Origin of the sequence: Roseburia sp. OM03-7AC, from assembly GCF_003462625.1 — a bacterium.
Classification (GTDB): domain Bacteria; phylum Bacillota; class Clostridia; order Lachnospirales; family Lachnospiraceae; genus Roseburia_C; species Roseburia_C amylophila.
Genome location: NZ_QTZJ01000001.1, coordinates 997,335 through 1,012,762 on the forward strand (window position 1 = coordinate 997,335; position 15,428 = coordinate 1,012,762).

At 43.1% G+C, this 15,428-nt stretch carries 13 protein-coding genes; all 13 read right to left on the reverse strand.

All coding sequences use genetic code 11. The features are described 5' to 3' along the window. Nucleotides 1-2: 2 nt before the first annotated feature. Nucleotides 3-1,268 (reverse strand): phosphopyruvate hydratase, encoded by a 1,266-nt coding sequence (gene eno / locus DXB39_RS04870; protein WP_117840788.1) that lies wholly within the window; start codon nucleotides 1,266-1,268, stop codon nucleotides 3-5. An 84-nt stretch (nucleotides 1,269-1,352) separates the two neighbouring features. Next, complete coding sequence (purB, locus tag DXB39_RS04875; protein WP_022242392.1) at nucleotides 1,353-2,786, reverse strand: adenylosuccinate lyase; 1,434 nt, start codon at nucleotides 2,784-2,786, stop codon at nucleotides 1,353-1,355. 198 nt (nucleotides 2,787-2,984) lie between these two features. Beyond that, nucleotides 2,985-4,430, reverse strand: coding sequence for an amidophosphoribosyltransferase (purF, locus tag DXB39_RS04880; RefSeq protein WP_117840787.1), 1,446 nt, complete (start codon nucleotides 4,428-4,430; stop codon nucleotides 2,985-2,987). Nucleotides 4,431-4,451: 21 nt separating this feature from the next. Continuing rightward, the gene (locus tag DXB39_RS04885) at nucleotides 4,452-5,324 is read right to left on the reverse strand and encodes a phosphoribosylaminoimidazolesuccinocarboxamide synthase (RefSeq protein ID WP_117901601.1); all 873 of its coding nucleotides are present in this window, start codon (nucleotides 5,322-5,324) and stop codon (nucleotides 4,452-4,454) included. A gap of 379 nt (nucleotides 5,325-5,703) precedes the next feature. Next, on the reverse strand, nucleotides 5,704-7,245 hold the full coding sequence (gene gpmI, locus DXB39_RS04890) for a 2,3-bisphosphoglycerate-independent phosphoglycerate mutase (protein WP_117840785.1): 1,542 nt from the start codon (nucleotides 7,243-7,245) through the stop codon (nucleotides 5,704-5,706). Nucleotides 7,246-7,285: 40 nt separating this feature from the next. Next, entirely contained in the window at nucleotides 7,286-8,728 is a 1,443-nt protein-coding gene (locus DXB39_RS04895; protein WP_117840784.1) for a CapA family protein, read from the reverse strand. 358 nt (nucleotides 8,729-9,086) lie between these two features. Further along, the gene (sufU, locus tag DXB39_RS04900; protein WP_022242397.1) at nucleotides 9,087-9,515 is read right to left on the reverse strand and encodes a Fe-S cluster assembly sulfur transfer protein SufU; all 429 of its coding nucleotides are present in this window, start codon (nucleotides 9,513-9,515) and stop codon (nucleotides 9,087-9,089) included. Further along, nucleotides 9,505-10,716 (reverse strand): aminotransferase class V-fold PLP-dependent enzyme, encoded by a 1,212-nt coding sequence (locus DXB39_RS04905; protein ID WP_117840783.1) that lies wholly within the window; start codon nucleotides 10,714-10,716, stop codon nucleotides 9,505-9,507. The genes sufU and DXB39_RS04905 overlap by 11 nt, the downstream gene beginning before the upstream one ends. A 1-nt stretch (nucleotide 10,717) precedes the next feature. Beyond that, nucleotides 10,718-11,794 carry a SufB/SufD family protein gene (locus DXB39_RS04910; RefSeq protein ID WP_117840782.1) on the reverse strand — a complete coding sequence of 359 codons (1,077 nt, stop codon included), beginning with the start codon at nucleotides 11,792-11,794 and terminating at the stop codon, nucleotides 10,718-10,720. 21 nt (nucleotides 11,795-11,815) lie between these two features. Then, nucleotides 11,816-13,222 (reverse strand): Fe-S cluster assembly protein SufB, encoded by a 1,407-nt coding sequence (sufB, locus tag DXB39_RS04915; protein ID WP_117840781.1) that lies wholly within the window; start codon nucleotides 13,220-13,222, stop codon nucleotides 11,816-11,818. A gap of 12 nt (nucleotides 13,223-13,234) precedes the next feature. Continuing rightward, nucleotides 13,235-13,978, reverse strand: a complete 744-nt coding sequence (gene sufC / locus DXB39_RS04920; RefSeq protein WP_117840780.1) for a Fe-S cluster assembly ATPase SufC — start codon at nucleotides 13,976-13,978, stop codon at nucleotides 13,235-13,237. A gap of 17 nt (nucleotides 13,979-13,995) precedes the next feature. Further along, nucleotides 13,996-14,436, reverse strand: a complete 441-nt coding sequence (locus DXB39_RS04925; RefSeq protein WP_117696912.1) for an RrF2 family transcriptional regulator — start codon at nucleotides 14,434-14,436, stop codon at nucleotides 13,996-13,998. Nucleotides 14,437-14,639: 203 nt separating this feature from the next. Further along, nucleotides 14,640-15,392 carry a triose-phosphate isomerase gene (gene tpiA, locus DXB39_RS15015; RefSeq protein ID WP_022242403.1) on the reverse strand — a complete coding sequence of 251 codons (753 nt, stop codon included), beginning with the start codon at nucleotides 15,390-15,392 and terminating at the stop codon, nucleotides 14,640-14,642. Between the last annotated feature and the right edge of the window lie 36 nt (nucleotides 15,393-15,428).

Sequence of the window (15,428 nt, forward strand, 5' to 3'; positions counted from 1 at the left end):
TATTACGATTCTTCGATCCGAATCAGACGATTATATTTTGCCGTCCGCTCGCCACGGCACGGTGCTCCGGTTTTAATCAGGTCACTGCCAAGCCCTACTGACAAATCCGCTATAGTCGTATCCTCTGTCTCGCCGCTCCGGTGGGACATGATGGTCTCATAGCCATGTTCTTTTGCCATGCGGATGGCTTCCATAGTTTCTGAGAGAGTTCCAATCTGGTTTGGCTTAATCAGAATCGCATTACCGCATCCCATGGAAATTCCTTTATTCAGGCGCACCGGATTCGTGACAAATAAATCATCGCCTACCAGAATCACTTTATCTCCCACTTTTTCTGTCAGACGTTTCCAGCCATCCCAATCCTCTTCGTCCAGCGGGTCTTCAATGGAATAAATCGGAAAACGGCGAAGCATCTTTTCCCAGTGCACAATCAGTTCATCCGTGGTATAACGTTTGCCGGATTTTGGCAGATAATATTCTCCCGGTGCATTACCTTTCCATTCGCTGGCAGCCGCATCCAGAGAAATCATAAACTGTTTGCCTCTGCCACAGCTGTACCCTGCTTTGGTAATGGCTTCCATGATAAGCTGGATGGCTTCTTCCTCATTTGCAATGTTTGGGGCAAAACCGCCTTCATCTCCCACTGCCACAGACAACCCACGGTTCTTTAATAATTTTTTCAAATGATGATAGACTTCTGCACACCAGCGGATTCCTTCGGTAATGCTGTCAGCACCAATTGGAAGTATCATAAATTCCTGAACATCCAGATTGTTATCGGAATGTGCACCGCCATTTAAAATATTCATCATCGGCACCGGAATTGTTACTGCATTTACGCCGCCCACATAGCGGTAAAGCGGCATCTGCAATGCTTTTGCTGCTGCTTTGGCACAAGCTAAGGACACACTTAAGATTGCATTGGCACCAAGCTTTCCTTTATTTTCTGTTCCATCCAGTTCCAGCATCAGCGCATCTAAATTTTCCTGCCGCAATACGTTTCTGCCTATCAGTGCTTTTGCAATTCTTGTATTTACATTTTCTACCGCCTGCTGCACACCATTTCCACCATAACGCTCGCCGCCGTCTCTTAATTCAATGGCTTCAAATTCTCCGGTGCTGGCTCCGGAAGGTGCTGCCGCCCGGGCAGTCGACTTCTTTCCGGTTGTCTCCGTCTCCACAGTTACTTCTGTTTCTATTGTGGGATTTCCTCTGGAATCTAATATTTCTCTTGCATGAATTCGTGTAATCGTCATTTTTACAGCCATAAAAAAATCTCCTTTTGAAAATATTCTGAATTAATAGTTCAGTATCTCCAAAAGAAGATTTTTTATTCTTTCGAAATAATTCGATTATACGTTAATCTCGGCTGTCATACCAAGAATCTCTTTGTTGTCATCCAAAATCGGCTGTACCACATTCTTTAAGAAGGCATCTACCTGAATTGGTGCTCTTCCTACATATTTTGCAGGGTCCATATTCTGCTTCAACTCTTCTAAGGTTGTATGGAATGCAGGTTCTGCTGCAATCAGCTCAAGAAGGTTGTTCTCTTTACCCTCCTGTTTTACATTTTTGCCTGCTTCCATGGAAAGTACACGAATCTTCTCATGTAATTCCTGACGGTCACCACCAGCTTTTACAGCATCCATCATAATATTTTCGGTTGCCATAAATGGAAGCTCGCTCATCATATGTTTGTAAATAACTTTTTCATATACAACAAGTCCGTCTACTACATTTAAGCAAAGGTCTAAGATTCCGTCGATTGCAAGGAAGCCTTCCGGAATGGAAAGACGCTTGTTTGCAGAGTCATCAAGAGTTCTCTCAAACCACTGGGTTGCGGATGTAATTGCCGGGTTTAATGCATCAATCATGACATAGCGGGAAAGGGATGCAATACGTTCACTACGCATTGGATTTCTCTTATATGCCATTGCAGAGGAACCAATCTGGCTCTTCTCAAACGGTTCTTCCACTTCTTTCAGGTGCTGCAGAAGACGGATGTCATTGGACATCTTATGTGCACTTGCTGCGATGCCTGCTAAAATGTTGGCAACTCTGGTATCTACTTTTCTGGAATAAGTCTGTCCGGATACTGCATAGCACTCCTTGAAGCCCATTTTCTGTGCAATCATCGGATCAATTTTATCGATGGTTTCCTGATCTCCGTCAAAAAGCTCCTGAAAGCTTGCCTGTGTTCCTGTGGTTCCCTTGGAACCTAAAAGTTTCAGGCTGCCTAATACATAATCTAAGTCTTCCAAATCCATAATAAATTCCTGGCACCACAGTGTTGCACGTTTTCCAACGGTAGTTGGCTGTGCCGGCTGGAAATGGGTAAATGCCAGTGTCGGCTGATTCTTATATTTATCTGCAAATTTTGCCAGTTCTGCAATGACATTTACTAATTTCTTACGAACCAGTTTTAATGCCTCTGACATAATGATGATATCGGTATTATCTCCAACGTAGCAGGAGGTTGCTCCTAAATGGATGATTCCTTTTGCTTTCGGACACTGTACGCCGTAAGCATATACATGGGACATAACATCATGACGGACTTCTTTTTCTCTTGCCTTTGCCACATCATAGTTGATGTCATCCTTGTGTGCCTTTAATTCGTCAATCTGTTCCTGTGTAATATCAAGTCCAAGTTCTTTCTCGGTTTCTGCCAGCGCAATCCAAAGTCTTCTCCAGGTACGGAATTTCATATCCGGGGAAAAGATGTACTGCATTTCTTTGCTGGCATAACGCTCTGATAATGGGCTGTTATATCTATCGGTACTCATATGTGTGCTCCTTTTTATTTTTTATATTTATAATTGCAGACTCAGCTCCACTCAAAAGTTTCGCTCCACTCGGAAGCTTCGCTTCCTCGTTGTCCGTTGCACCTTCGTGCACCGTACAATCCTTACAACCATACCGGCTGGTTCATGCAAGCATGACAGCCGGTACGGTTATAAGGATTAGCCGCTGTGTCAGTCTGCTTATCGCTCATATTCGCCACGGATATCCTCTTTTGGCGGCTCCATCGGATATTTTCCGGTAAAGCATCCTTTACAGATTGGAAGTCCTCCTACCAGCTGCTCCAGACGCTCTATCTTTAAGTATCCCAAAGAATCTGCACCGATTATTTTCCGGATATCTTCGATGGTTCTGTTATAGGCAATCAACTGCTCCCTCTCCGGAATATCGGTTCCAAAATAACATGGCCATAAGAATGGAGGGGAACTGATTCTTACATGCACTTCTGTGGCACCGGCTTCTTTTAACATATTTACAATACGGTCAGATGTGGTTCCACGCACGATGGAATCGTCAATCATAATAACACGCTTGCCACGGACTGATTCTGCCAGTACATTTAATTTTACTCTTACGCTGGATTCTCTGCTACTCTGCTTTGGTTTGATGAAGGTTCGTCCCACATAACCATTTTTTACAAAAGCAGTTCCATATGGAATTCCGGACTGCAGGGCATAACCCTGAGCTGCTGCATTTCCGGACTCCGGTACTCCTACTACCAGGTCTGCATCTACCGGTGAATCCATTGCAAGGAAACGTCCTGCCTGGATACGGGATGCATAAACGCTGACCCCGTCAATATGGCTGTCCGGTCTCGCAAAATATATGTATTCAAAAATACAACGTGCTTCCTGTTCTTTTGGAAGACACATAGTCATATCAGACTGAATGCCGCCTTCCGGTGAAATTGTTACCACTTCTCCCGGCAATACGTCTCTGACATACTCCGCATCAATGGTCTCCAAGGCACAGGTCTCAGAAGTAATGATATAAGCATTGTCACGTTTTCCGATTACAAGGGGTTTGAAGCCATATGGGTCTCTTGCGCCAATCAGCTTACGAGGGCTGGCTACAACCAGAGCATAAGCTCCTTTTAACTTCTGGCAGGCTCTGCGTACTGCTTCCTCGGCTGTCTTGGAATTCAGACGCTCTCTTGCAATGTGGTAAGCAATTACCTCAGAATCAATGGTGGTCTGGAAAATTGCTCCGGTATATTCCAAATCTTTGCGAAGCTCCTTCGCATTGATGAGGTTTCCGTTGTGTGCCAATGCCAGCGTACCTTTTACATAATTCAATACCAGCGGCTGTGCATTCTCACGGGTGGAAGAACCTGCAGTGGAATAGCGGACATGACCGACTCCGATATCACCCTTCATTGCTTCTAACTGTTTTCCGGTAAATACTTCGTTTACCAGTCCCATATCTTTATAGGAAGTAACTTTTCCCTTCGGTCCGTTTGTCTCACTTACTGCAATACCACAGCTCTCCTGTCCTCTGTGCTGTAATGCAAACAGACCATAATAAATACTGGAAGCCACATCATTTCCGTCAAAATCATACATGCCGAAGACGCCACATTCTTCATGCAGTCCGTCCCATGGGCTTTCCTTTAATTCATTGTTATTCATAGGGTTCTCCTGACTATATTTTTAAGCAAATTTCTTACCGGTCAGTAATTCAAATGCTTCTTCGTATTTCTCAATTGTCTTCTCGATTACTTCATCCGGAAGGAGATAATCACTGTCTGGATTTGCTTTTAACCAGTCTCTTACAAACTGTTTGTCATAAGAAGGCTGTCCCTGTCCCGGTTTATATCCTTCTAATGGCCAGAAACGGGAGCTGTCCGGTGTCAGCATCTCATCACCTAAAACTACATTTCCATTCTCATCGAGACCAAATTCAAACTTGGTATCTGCAATGATGATTCCTTTGCTTAATGCGTATTCTGCACATTTCTTGTAAAGTGCGATGGTATATTCTTTAATCTTTTCTGCGTACTCAGCACCCTTGCCCGGGAATGCTTTCTCTAATACGTCAATACTCTGTTCAAAAGAAATATTCTCGTCATGGTCACCAATCTCAGCTTTGGTACTTGGTGTGTAAATCGGCTCAGGTAATTTATCGGATTCTACAAGTCCTTCCGGTAATTTGATTCCGCAGACGGTTCTGTTCTCTTTGTAGCTTCCCCAGCCACTTCCGGTAATATATCCACGAACAATACATTCGATTGGAATCATTTCCAGTTTCTTGCACATCATGCTGTTGCCATCATATTTCTCATTCTGGAAAAATTCCGGCATATCTTTTACATCAACGGAAAGCATATGGTTTGGCACGATATCCTTTGTAAAATCGAACCAGAATCTGGACATCTGTGTCAGAATTGCGCCCTTATTGGTAACCTTGTTCTTTAAAATATGGTCAAACGCTGAAATTCTGTCTGTTGCAACAATGATAAGGCTTTCTCCATTATCATATACTTCTCTTACTTTTCCTTCTTTAAATGGTTTAAATTCCTGCATACTGCTTTTGTCCTCCATTTTATGCTTTCGCAAATTTTTGTTGTGATAAAAAACACTACTGGAAAATTATAATACAGTGCCTTTTAGAAAGTCAATGAATTTGGGCGAAGTGCGCCTTTTGCCCCATATAGAAAAATGAGCGAAATTTATTAGTTTTTTTGTCTAATATTTTCTATTTATAAGTATTATTAATATATGTGCCGGAAAATACTTATCTATAGCAAAAGATTCTGTACCTTACACTTGAGATACAGAATCTTTTTATTTACGCGAGCAGCGAGATAAATTACATGCTTGCATGCAGATTTGCCAAGCACTGCGATAACTTGAGAAACTCGCAAAGCGTGTTTCTCGTAGTTAGTATTTCACCCTTACGGTCTTATTTTTTGATTAACAAAGATTTCCCTGTCATTTCTTTTGGCTGTTCCATTCCCATCAGCTCGATTAATGTAGGAGCGATATCTGCAAGACATCCACCCTCTCTTAAACCGTATGCAGGGTCTGCATTTACCAGAATGAATGGTACCGGATTGGTAGTATGTGCTGTAAATGGTTCGCCTGTTTCATAATCGATTAACTGCTCTGCATTTCCGTGGTCTGCGCAGATGAACATCTGTCCGTCAACCTCTTTTAATGCTGCAACAGCTTTGCCTACGCACTCATCAACTGCTTCTACTGCCTTGATTGCTGCAGCCTGAACTCCGGTATGTCCAACCATATCCGGGTTAGCAAAGTTGATTATGATTACATCATATTTTTCAGATTTGATGGCATCTACTAATTTATCACATACTTCGTATGCACTCATTTCCGGTTTCAAATCATAGGTTGCTACCTTTGGAGATTTTACCAGAATTCTTTCTTCGCCTTTGTTTGGCTCCTCTACACCGCCGTTAAAGAAGAAGGTTACATGAGCATATTTCTCAGTCTCAGCGATTCTTGCCTGAGTCTTGCCATTGTCTGCAAGGAACTGTCCAAATGTATTGGTAAGTTCTACCTTGTGGAATGCAACGGTTTTGTTTGGAATGGTTCCATCGTATTCTGTGAAACATACATAAGTTACGTTCTTTCTTGCGCCTCTGTCAAATCCGTCGAACTCATCTGCACAGAATGCTCTGGTAATCTCTCTTGCACGGTCAGGGCGGAAGTTAAAGAAGATAATGGTATCGTTATCCTGTACGGTTGCAGTTGGAGCACCATTTTTCATAATTACAGTCGGAACTACGAACTCGTCTGTTACATCTTTTGCATAAGATGCATCAATTGCTGCAACAGCGCTGTCTGCTGTCTCGCCAACACCTTCTGTAATTGCTTTATATGCTTTTTCTACACGATCCCAACGGTTGTCACGGTCCATTGCATAGTAACGTCCGTTGATGGTTGCGATTTCACCAACACCGATTTCTTTCATTTTTGCTTCCAGCTCTTCGATAAATCCTTTTCCGGAAGTAGGTGCGGTATCACGGCCGTCTAAGAAGCAGTGTACATATACTTTGTCTAAGCCTTCTTTTTTTGCCATTTCCAGAAGTCCGAATAAATGTGTAATGTGGCTGTGAACTCCACCATCGGATAACAATCCATATAAATGAAGTGCAGAACCGTTGTCTTTTACATTTTTCATGCCGGCAAGCAATGCTTCGTTTTTAAAGAAATCTCCATCTTCGATTTCTTTGGTAATTCTGGTTAATTCCTGGTATACAATTCTTCCTGCACCCATGTTCATATGTCCTACTTCGGAGTTACCCATCTGTCCATCCGGAAGTCCTACGGCAAGTCCGCTGGCATTTCCCTTTACCCATGGATAATCTTTCATCAGTGCATCAATGTTTGGCTTGTTTGCCTGGGCTACTGCATTACCCTCAGTTTTGTCATTCAGACCAAAACCATCTAAAATCATCAATACGGTTGGTTTTTTACTCATGTTTTTTCCTCTTTTCTTTAAAATCTTCTATTGAAACGGATTACTCCGTTGCTGTCACATAACCATCATCATCTATGGTAATTCCCACGGAAAGGGATTCCATAAAATCAAAAATACGTCTTTTCTCACTTTCATCTGTCACCAGTGAGGTCTTGTAATTCTTCTGTATACACGGCAGAAACCGGAAATCAATAGTTCCGTCATCCCGGATGATTACCTGGGATAAGCCGGTATCTAATGTTGACGCCGAAAACCAGAAATTGCCAAGGCTATAGATAATCGGCACGCCATCCATATATTCCATGCCCTGCAGGCAATGGGTATGTCCGCCGATAATGACATCCACACCGGCTTCCACAAACTGTTTTGCAAGAGCCACCTGGTCGGAACCAAAATAGTTATTTCCTTCTGTTCCCCAGTGTACAAAAGCAATCACATAATCACTGTTGTCTCTTGCTTCTTCTATTACTTTCAGGAACTTGTCCGGATTTAAGGTCTTTAACACTCCCGGTGTCGTCTCAGTTGCTTCCTTCGTATAATTTAAAGAGCGTTCAATCTGTGTAGCTGATACAATTGCTATTTTCTTTCCACTTGCCACAAAATATACCGGACGCATGGCATCCTTTAAATCTTTTCCTGCTCCTACATACGGAATTCCTGCCTCTTCCAGTGTATCTATGGTATCAATCAATGCGGCTTCGCCATAGTCATAGACATGATTATTGGCAAGACTGACAATATCTGTTCCAAATGTTTCTAACAAGTCGACACGCTTTGGATCTGCCCGGAAAGTATAATCCTTGCCAGCTAAAGGTTCCCCTCTTGTACTGTAGGTGAACTCATTGTTTATCATCATAATGTCTGCATTATTCATTTCCTGCAATAAATCTTTGGAAAAGCAGTCATTGATTCCATTTGGCTGTCCATCCATGTGTTCCGTTGTGCCCCAGCCTTCTGCAAAATTAATATCGCCGGTAAAATCCAGCACAATCTCATCCTCAGAGCTGCATGTTTTCCAGTAAACCTGCTGCAAATCCTCTTCATTCATGCCGGTGTCCTGACAATAAAGAAGCCACAGCACATGTATGGAATTTCCGGTCTCTTCGTACCAGACATTCACATTCTGGTCTTCCTGAGACTCCTGTGCAATATTTAATACTGCTTCTTTTCCGTAATTGGCATAAACCCAGTTTAAGAAACTTTCGTCAATCCGATAATCCCCGATAAATTCTTTGCTGCAGGAATCCAGCAGTGCTTCGTATGCATCATCCAAATCTTCTATCACCAGCTTCTTCGTCTCTGTAGAGACTTCTTCCGTTTCCGTCACTGCATATTCTATTTTCTCGCTGCTTTCCGGTTCTGCATTTACCTGCGCTTTCCTGTCACATCCACTGCAAACCATTCCAAACAACAATATTCCTATCCCTGCCATCTGCAAAGCTTTTCTTCTCAAATCAGTATCCTCGCTCAACTCCTCTTTCATCTCTTGTGTCCTGCTTTATTGCCGATAACATTATACACTATCTTTCTTTTTCTAACAATCCTTATTTTAGGCAAATAGCGTATTCTGTTATCGGATAAACTATCCGTGCGAATCATTCGTCGGCAAGACCACATAAGGGCAGAAAGGGGTACTGGGAATTTCCACTATACGCCTTTTCTTCCCGCAACCGGTGCATATTCACATCCATGCTCAAATGCACCTCGCAGACACATCCCTGTGCCTGCGTTGCTAACTTTATATAGGAAATTCCAAGTACCCCTAACAGCCCTTACAAGGCTTGCCGGCGAATGACCTGCACAGATAGTTTGCCGTATATCAGAATCACACTTCTTTTATATCAAACCTCATCATTTAACATTTCTTCTAAGGTATGCCAGCCTAATACGGCGCACTTTACTCTTGCCGGCATATGGGAAATATCCTTTAATGCCGAAGCTTCTTCCAGCTCGTCAATTTCTTCATCCGAAGCTTCTCCTTTTATCATTTTTAAGAATAATTCTCCTAAATGCAGCGCTTCCTCTTTCTTCTTTCCGACAATCATGCCCAGCATAATATCGGCAGATGCCTGGGAAATAGCACAGCCATCTCCTACAAATGCACCGTCTACGATTTCATCACCATCTAATTTTAATTTTAAAAAAATGTCATCCCCGCAGTTTGGATTCACGCCTTCCAACACCAGGTCGGCATCTGGAAGGTCATGCTTGAACTCCGGGTGAATATTGTGTTCGGTAAGAATTTCATTGTAAAAACTTCTACTCTCCATATCCCATTCTCCTTCTGACTCCTGCCACGCTTTTTACCAGTGCATCGACTTCTTCTTCTGTATTGTAAAACATCAGGCTTGCTCTTGTAGCGGAGCGGACGCCCAGATACTCTAACAGCGGCTGTGCACAATGATGACCTGCACGGACAGCCACACCGTCGGATTCCAATACCGCACTGACATCATGCGGATGCACGTCTTCAATAGTAAATGTCAGGATTCCGGTATGCTCTTCTGCCAGTTCAGAGCCCAGCACATGAACCTTTGGAATTGCTTTCAGTCCTTCCAAGGCTCTTTTCGTAAGTGTAAGTTCCCGCTCCTGCATGGTTTCAAAACCGATTTTGTTAATATAATCAATGGCGGCAGCCAGTCCCACTGCGCCTGCTGCATTGACGGTTCCTGCCTCAAACTTATGCGGAAGCTCTGCATATTTTGCACCGTCTCTTGTTACAGAATCTATCATTTCTCCGCCGGTAAGGAATGGTGGCATTGCCTTTAAAAGTTTTTTCTTTCCATATAAGACACCGATTCCCATCGGTCCCATTAACTTGTGACCGGAAAATGCCAGAAAATCCACATCCAGCTTCTGCACATCAATCGGCATATGTGGGGAGCTCTGGGCGGCATCCAGCACGACTACCGCATTGCTCTTTCTTGCTCTTCGCACAATTTCCTCTACCGGAGTCGGACGTCCCAGCACATTGGACACCTGTGTGATTGCCACCAGTCTTGTTTTATCAGAAAAAGCTTCGTCTAACTTTGCTTCGCTTAAACTACCGTCCTTTTCACATTCCAGATAAATAAGCTTTGCGCCGGTCTGTCCTGCCACCATCTGCCACGGCAGCATATTGCTGTGATGTTCCATAATGGAAACCACAATTTCGTCCTCCGGACAAAGATTATTTAAGCCATAGCTGTACGCTACTAAATTCAGGCCCTCTGTGGTATTTCTGGTAAATATAATTTCTGTCTCAGATGCAGCATGGATAAACTGCTGAACTGTTTTTCTCGCTGCCTCATAGGCATCGGTTGCTTCCAGGCTCAAAGGATAGAATCCACGCATCGGATTGGCATTATGTTTTTCATAAAATTCCTTTTCCGCTTCAATGACGCATGCCGGCTTCTGTGCGGTTGCTGCATTGTCAAGATAGATAACATCCCGGTCTTTAAAAAGAGGAAAATCCTTCTTAAAATTGTACATCCTAAATCACCTCTTCCAGCGCTTCCTTCGCAATTTTTTCTGCTGCTTCATCCTTCATCAAATCACAGATATGCTCCAATTTTGCACCTGTCACAATACGTTCTGCAGCTTCTTTATCAATACCTCTTGCTCCAAAATAGAACATGGTATCTTCATCTAATTCTCCAATGGTTGCTCCGTGATTTCCCTTTACGTCTTCCTGTGCACATAAAATCAGCGGAATGGTCTTATTTTCCACATCATCACCCAGCAGAAGTACGCTTTCCTCTTCCTGTCCTTCTGCGCCGGAGGAACCACGTTTAAAATCAATGGTTCCGCGGAAAACTTTATGTGCCTGTCCGCGAAGAGCTCCGTCAGAATTAATATAGCTCATGGTTTTCTCGCCAAAATGATTGGCTACCATATTATAGTCTAAAATCTGCTGTGCCTGGCCAAGATATCCGGTCTCTGTGGCAAACTTACTTTCTTTTCCATTCAAATCCATGCGGCATCCGGAATAGAGATTTCCTTTTCCAAGGAACAACTGGATATATTCCACCTTTGCTCCTTCGCCAATTAAATTGCCGCCTATATCACTTAATAAAGTCTCATGCTCCTGCGGCATCTGAACCTGAACTAATCTTACAGATGCACCGCTTTCGACTTTCATCTTGACACGGACTGCCAGAGATGCTTCTGCGGTACTGTCTTCCTCTTTTGTGGCATCCGGAGCCACACGGCTGTCCATCACAACAGTAAGTGTACTGTTTTCTTTTGCAACTATCTCTACACAGCCTGCCGTATGTGCATCTTTTTTGCCGGAAATGTGCAGTCTTACGGTTTTATCCTGTCCTGCATTATCTGCAAGAATCTGATATTTTGCAGTATTTTCTGTTGCAAAGATTGCATCTGCTTCTCTTCCGGCACCGGTTTCAATGTCCGAAAGCTGCTCTGTTTCAGTAGATACTGCATCTCCCTCTGCTGCAATCTCACAAGGTTCTATCTTATTGCTCCATTTTATTGGAGTTTCATTTACCTTCAGCCAGTTCCAGGTAGGAGAAGGCAATTCATTGATTTTCATACTTACATTTTGTTCCATGCTCTTTCCACATCCCTTCTGCTATCCTATGCTGCCCTTCATCTCAAGGCGAATCAAATTGTTCATTTCCAATGCGTACTCTAAAGGCAGTTCCTTGGAAACATTATCCGCAAATCCGCTGACGATGCAGGCTCTTGCGTCCTCTTCACTCATGCCTCTTGACATCAGATAGAAAATTGCTTCATCACTGATGCTTCCAATCTGGGCTTCATGTCCCACATTGGCATCCTTGGTACGGATGTCCATTGCCGGAATGGTATCGGAACGGGACTCAGAATCTAACATCAGAGACTGACAGGATACTGCTGACTTCGTGCCTTTCGCTTCCTTCGTTACCACAACGGAACTACGGAAAGTACTGATACCACCATCCTTGGAAATGGAACGGGTATTCATATAGGAGCTGGTGTCCGGTGCGCAGTGTACCACTTTGGCTCCGGTATCAAGGTTCTGTCCTTTTCCTGCAAAAGTTACACCGGTAAATTCCATGCGGGCACCCTTTCCTTTTAAGACACTCATCGGATACAGATAAGATACATGGGAACCGAAGGAACCGGATACCCATTCAATGGTTCCGCCCTCTTCTACCAGTGCCCGCTTGGTATTTAAGTTATACATATTCTTTGACCAGTTCTCGATGGTGGAATAACGAAGTTTTGCATTCTTGCCAACATACAATTCCACGCATCCTGCATGCAGATTGGCCACATTATATTTTGGTGCAGAACATCCTTCGATGAAATGAAGAGATGCTCCCTCATCTACGATAATCAATGTGTGTTCAAACTGTCCGGCACCTTTTGCATTCAGTCGGAAATAGGACTGCAGCGGAATCTCTACGTCCACACCCTTTGGCACATAAACGAAAGAACCGCCGGACCAGACTGCACCGTGCAATGCTGCAAATTTGTGGTCATTTGGTTTTACCAGCTTCATAAAGTGCTTCTGTATCATATCTGCATATTCACCATGCATTGCACTTTCCAAATCCGTATAAATAACGCCCTGTGCAGCAACTTCTTCTCTTACATTATGATAAACCAGTTCGGAATCATACTGTGCGCCAACACCTGCCAGTGACTTTCTCTCTGCCTGTGGAATTCCAAGACGTTCAAAGGTATCTTTAATGTCCTTTGGCACCTCAGACCATTTTCCCTTCATCTTTGTGTTTGGGCGGACATAGGTTACGATATGCTCCATATCCAGTCCTTCAATCGATGGTCCCCAGTCTGGCACTTCCATTTCATTGTAAATCTGTAAAGACTGTAAACGGAAATTCTGCATCCAGACGGGGTCATTTTTCTCTTTTGATATCTGCTCTACGATTTCAGGAGTAAGACCTTCTTTCAGCTTATAAGCATCCTTCTCATCATCCCGGATATCATATATGCTTCTGTCGATATCTTCTACATAGCTTTTCTCTTCCATTCCTTACACTCCTTACTCGTATTTTGCAAAACCATTCTCGTTTACTTCATCAATCAGGGATGCATCTGCGGTCTTAACAATGTGTCCCTCCACCATGATGTGTGTGAAATCTACGTGTAATGCCTCTAAAATCTTGGTGCTGTGTGTAATAATCAAAAGGCTTCCCTTACTGCTCTTCTGGTATTCTTCGATTCCCTTTGATACGGTTCTTACCGCATCTACATCCAGTCCGGAATCGGTTTCATCCAGAATCGCAAGCTCCGGCTTTAACATCAACATCTGTAAAATTTCAGCTTTCTTTTTTTCGCCGCCGGAAAATCCTACATTCAAATCACGTTCTGCATAAGACGGATCCATCTGTAAAAGTTCCATTTTCTCTGCCAGTTCTTTCTTAAAATCATAGAAACGGACTCTCTTTCCAGTCTTCTGTTCCAATGCACTACGGATAAAGGAACTTAAGGTAACGCCCGGTACTTCCAGTGGGTTCTGGAAAGATAAGAACATGCCGCTCTTTGCGCGTTCATTCACCGGCTCTCCGGTAATATTTTTTCCCTGGAAAAAGATTTCTCCGCTCTCTACCTGATAACGTGGATTACCAACCAGTGTATAACCCAGTGTAGATTTACCGGTTCCGTTTGGTCCCATCAGTACGTGTGTCTCATGTCTTCCTATTTCAAGATTTACGTCATGTAAAATATGTTTTTCTTCTACACTGACGTTCAGATTTTTAACCTCTAAAAGTAATTCTTTGCTCATTTTTCTTCCTCCTGCATCTATTGTTTCTTCTTCGCTGCTTTCTTCTCCGCTTCCTGCTTCGACTGCAGAACATCCGCCAGCGTCATTTCATCAAAATATTTATCTATCAAATCTGCCAGTCCCTTCCAGATTGGAAGTGTACAGCAGGAATCTGATTTTTCACATGGCTCCTGGTCTTCTCTTAAGCAGGATACCGGTGCTAGCGTTCCTTCTGTCAGCCGCAGGATATCACCAACCCTGTATTCTTCCGGTTTCCGCTTCAGACGATAACCGCCCTTCTTGCCGCTGACTCCTTCTATCATATGTCCCTTGGAAAGAATGGCCGAAATACTCTCTAAATATTTCTGGGAAATATTCAGTTTCTCGGCAATTCCTTTTAACGGAATATATTCTTCCGCATCATGCTCCGCCAGCTCGACCATAACCTTTAATGCATACCTTCCTTTAGTTGAAATCATGCTCTGCATTCCTCCTTTTCTGGTTCATTCGCATCATATACCCATTCGCCTACTATGTCAATGGGTGAATCAGTTTTCGTTTGTTCTTTTCGGGGAACAAAAAAACGCCACCAAATGCATTTCACCGGTAAATACTACCAATGTCATAATGCATTTCGTGACGTTTCTTCTTTCTTATGAAAATATTCTATTTTCCGAAAAGCTTATTTATTGTAATTTACAATTTTTCCGAAGTCAGCCTTTAAGGAAGCTCCTCCTACCAGACCACCATCGATATCAGCTTTTGCGAACAGCTCTGCTGCATTTCCTGCATTTACAGATCCGCCGTACTGGATACGGATAGACTCAGCTGTTGCTTCATCATATACTTCACGGATGCATGCACGGATTGCGCCACAAACTTCTTCTGCCTGATCAGAAGTAGCTGTTTCACCAGTTCCGATTGCCCAGATTGGCTCGTAAGCAATAACTGCTGTTGCAGCCTGCTCTGCTGTTACGTTCTGGAATGCAATCTTAATCTGCATACGGATCCAGTCAAGGTAGATACCCTGTTTTCTCTGTGTTAAAGTCTCTCCACAGCAGATGATTGGTGTAATACCATGTTCGAAAGCTTTTAATACTTTCTTATTTACAGTTTCATCTGTCTCTGCGAAGTACTCTCTTCTCTCAGAATGTCCTAATACAACGTATTTTACGCCAGCATCTGTAAGCATTGCCGGAGAGATTTCTCCTGTGTATGCTCCGCTCTCTTCAAAATACATGTTCTCTGCACCGATGCAGATGTTAGAACCTTTTGCTGCTTCCATTGCTGGAATAATATCAATTGCTGGTACGCAGAATACTACATCTACGTCTTCATTTGCTACTAATGGTTTTAATTCATTTACCAGAGCAACTGCCTCGCTAGGAGTTTTGTTCATTTTCCAGTTGCCGGCAATAATTTTCTTTCTTGCCATTTTAAAATGTCCTTCTTTCTTAAATATATAAGTGTT

Excerpts from the sequence above, each read along its gene's own strand:
- eno (WP_117840788.1), bottom strand. The coding sequence starts at position 1,268 with ATGGCTGTAAAAATGACGATTACACGAATTCATGCAAGAGAAATATTA.
- purB (WP_022242392.1), bottom strand. The coding sequence starts at position 2,786 with ATGAGTACCGATAGATATAACAGCCCATTATCAGAGCGTTATGCCAGC.
- purF (WP_117840787.1), bottom strand. The coding sequence starts at position 4,430 with ATGAATAACAATGAATTAAAGGAAAGCCCATGGGACGGACTGCATGAA.
- DXB39_RS04885 (WP_117901601.1), bottom strand. The coding sequence starts at position 5,324 with ATGCAGGAATTTAAACCATTTAAAGAAGGAAAAGTAAGAGAAGTATAT.
- gpmI (WP_117840785.1), bottom strand. The coding sequence starts at position 7,245 with ATGAGTAAAAAACCAACCGTATTGATGATTTTAGATGGTTTTGGTCTG.
- DXB39_RS04895 (WP_117840784.1), bottom strand. The coding sequence starts at position 8,728 with ATGAAAGAGGAGTTGAGCGAGGATACTGATTTGAGAAGAAAAGCTTTG.
- sufU (WP_022242397.1), bottom strand. The coding sequence starts at position 9,515 with ATGGAGAGTAGAAGTTTTTACAATGAAATTCTTACCGAACACAATATT.
- DXB39_RS04905 (WP_117840783.1), bottom strand. The coding sequence starts at position 10,716 with ATGTACAATTTTAAGAAGGATTTTCCTCTTTTTAAAGACCGGGATGTT.
- DXB39_RS04910 (WP_117840782.1), bottom strand. The coding sequence starts at position 11,794 with ATGGAACAAAATGTAAGTATGAAAATCAATGAATTGCCTTCTCCTACC.
- sufB (WP_117840781.1), bottom strand. The coding sequence starts at position 13,222 with ATGGAAGAGAAAAGCTATGTAGAAGATATCGACAGAAGCATATATGAT.
- sufC (WP_117840780.1), bottom strand. The coding sequence starts at position 13,978 with ATGAGCAAAGAATTACTTTTAGAGGTTAAAAATCTGAACGTCAGTGTA.
- DXB39_RS04925 (WP_117696912.1), bottom strand. The coding sequence starts at position 14,436 with ATGATTTCAACTAAAGGAAGGTATGCATTAAAGGTTATGGTCGAGCTG.
- tpiA (WP_022242403.1), bottom strand. The coding sequence starts at position 15,392 with ATGGCAAGAAAGAAAATTATTGCCGGCAACTGGAAAATGAACAAAACT.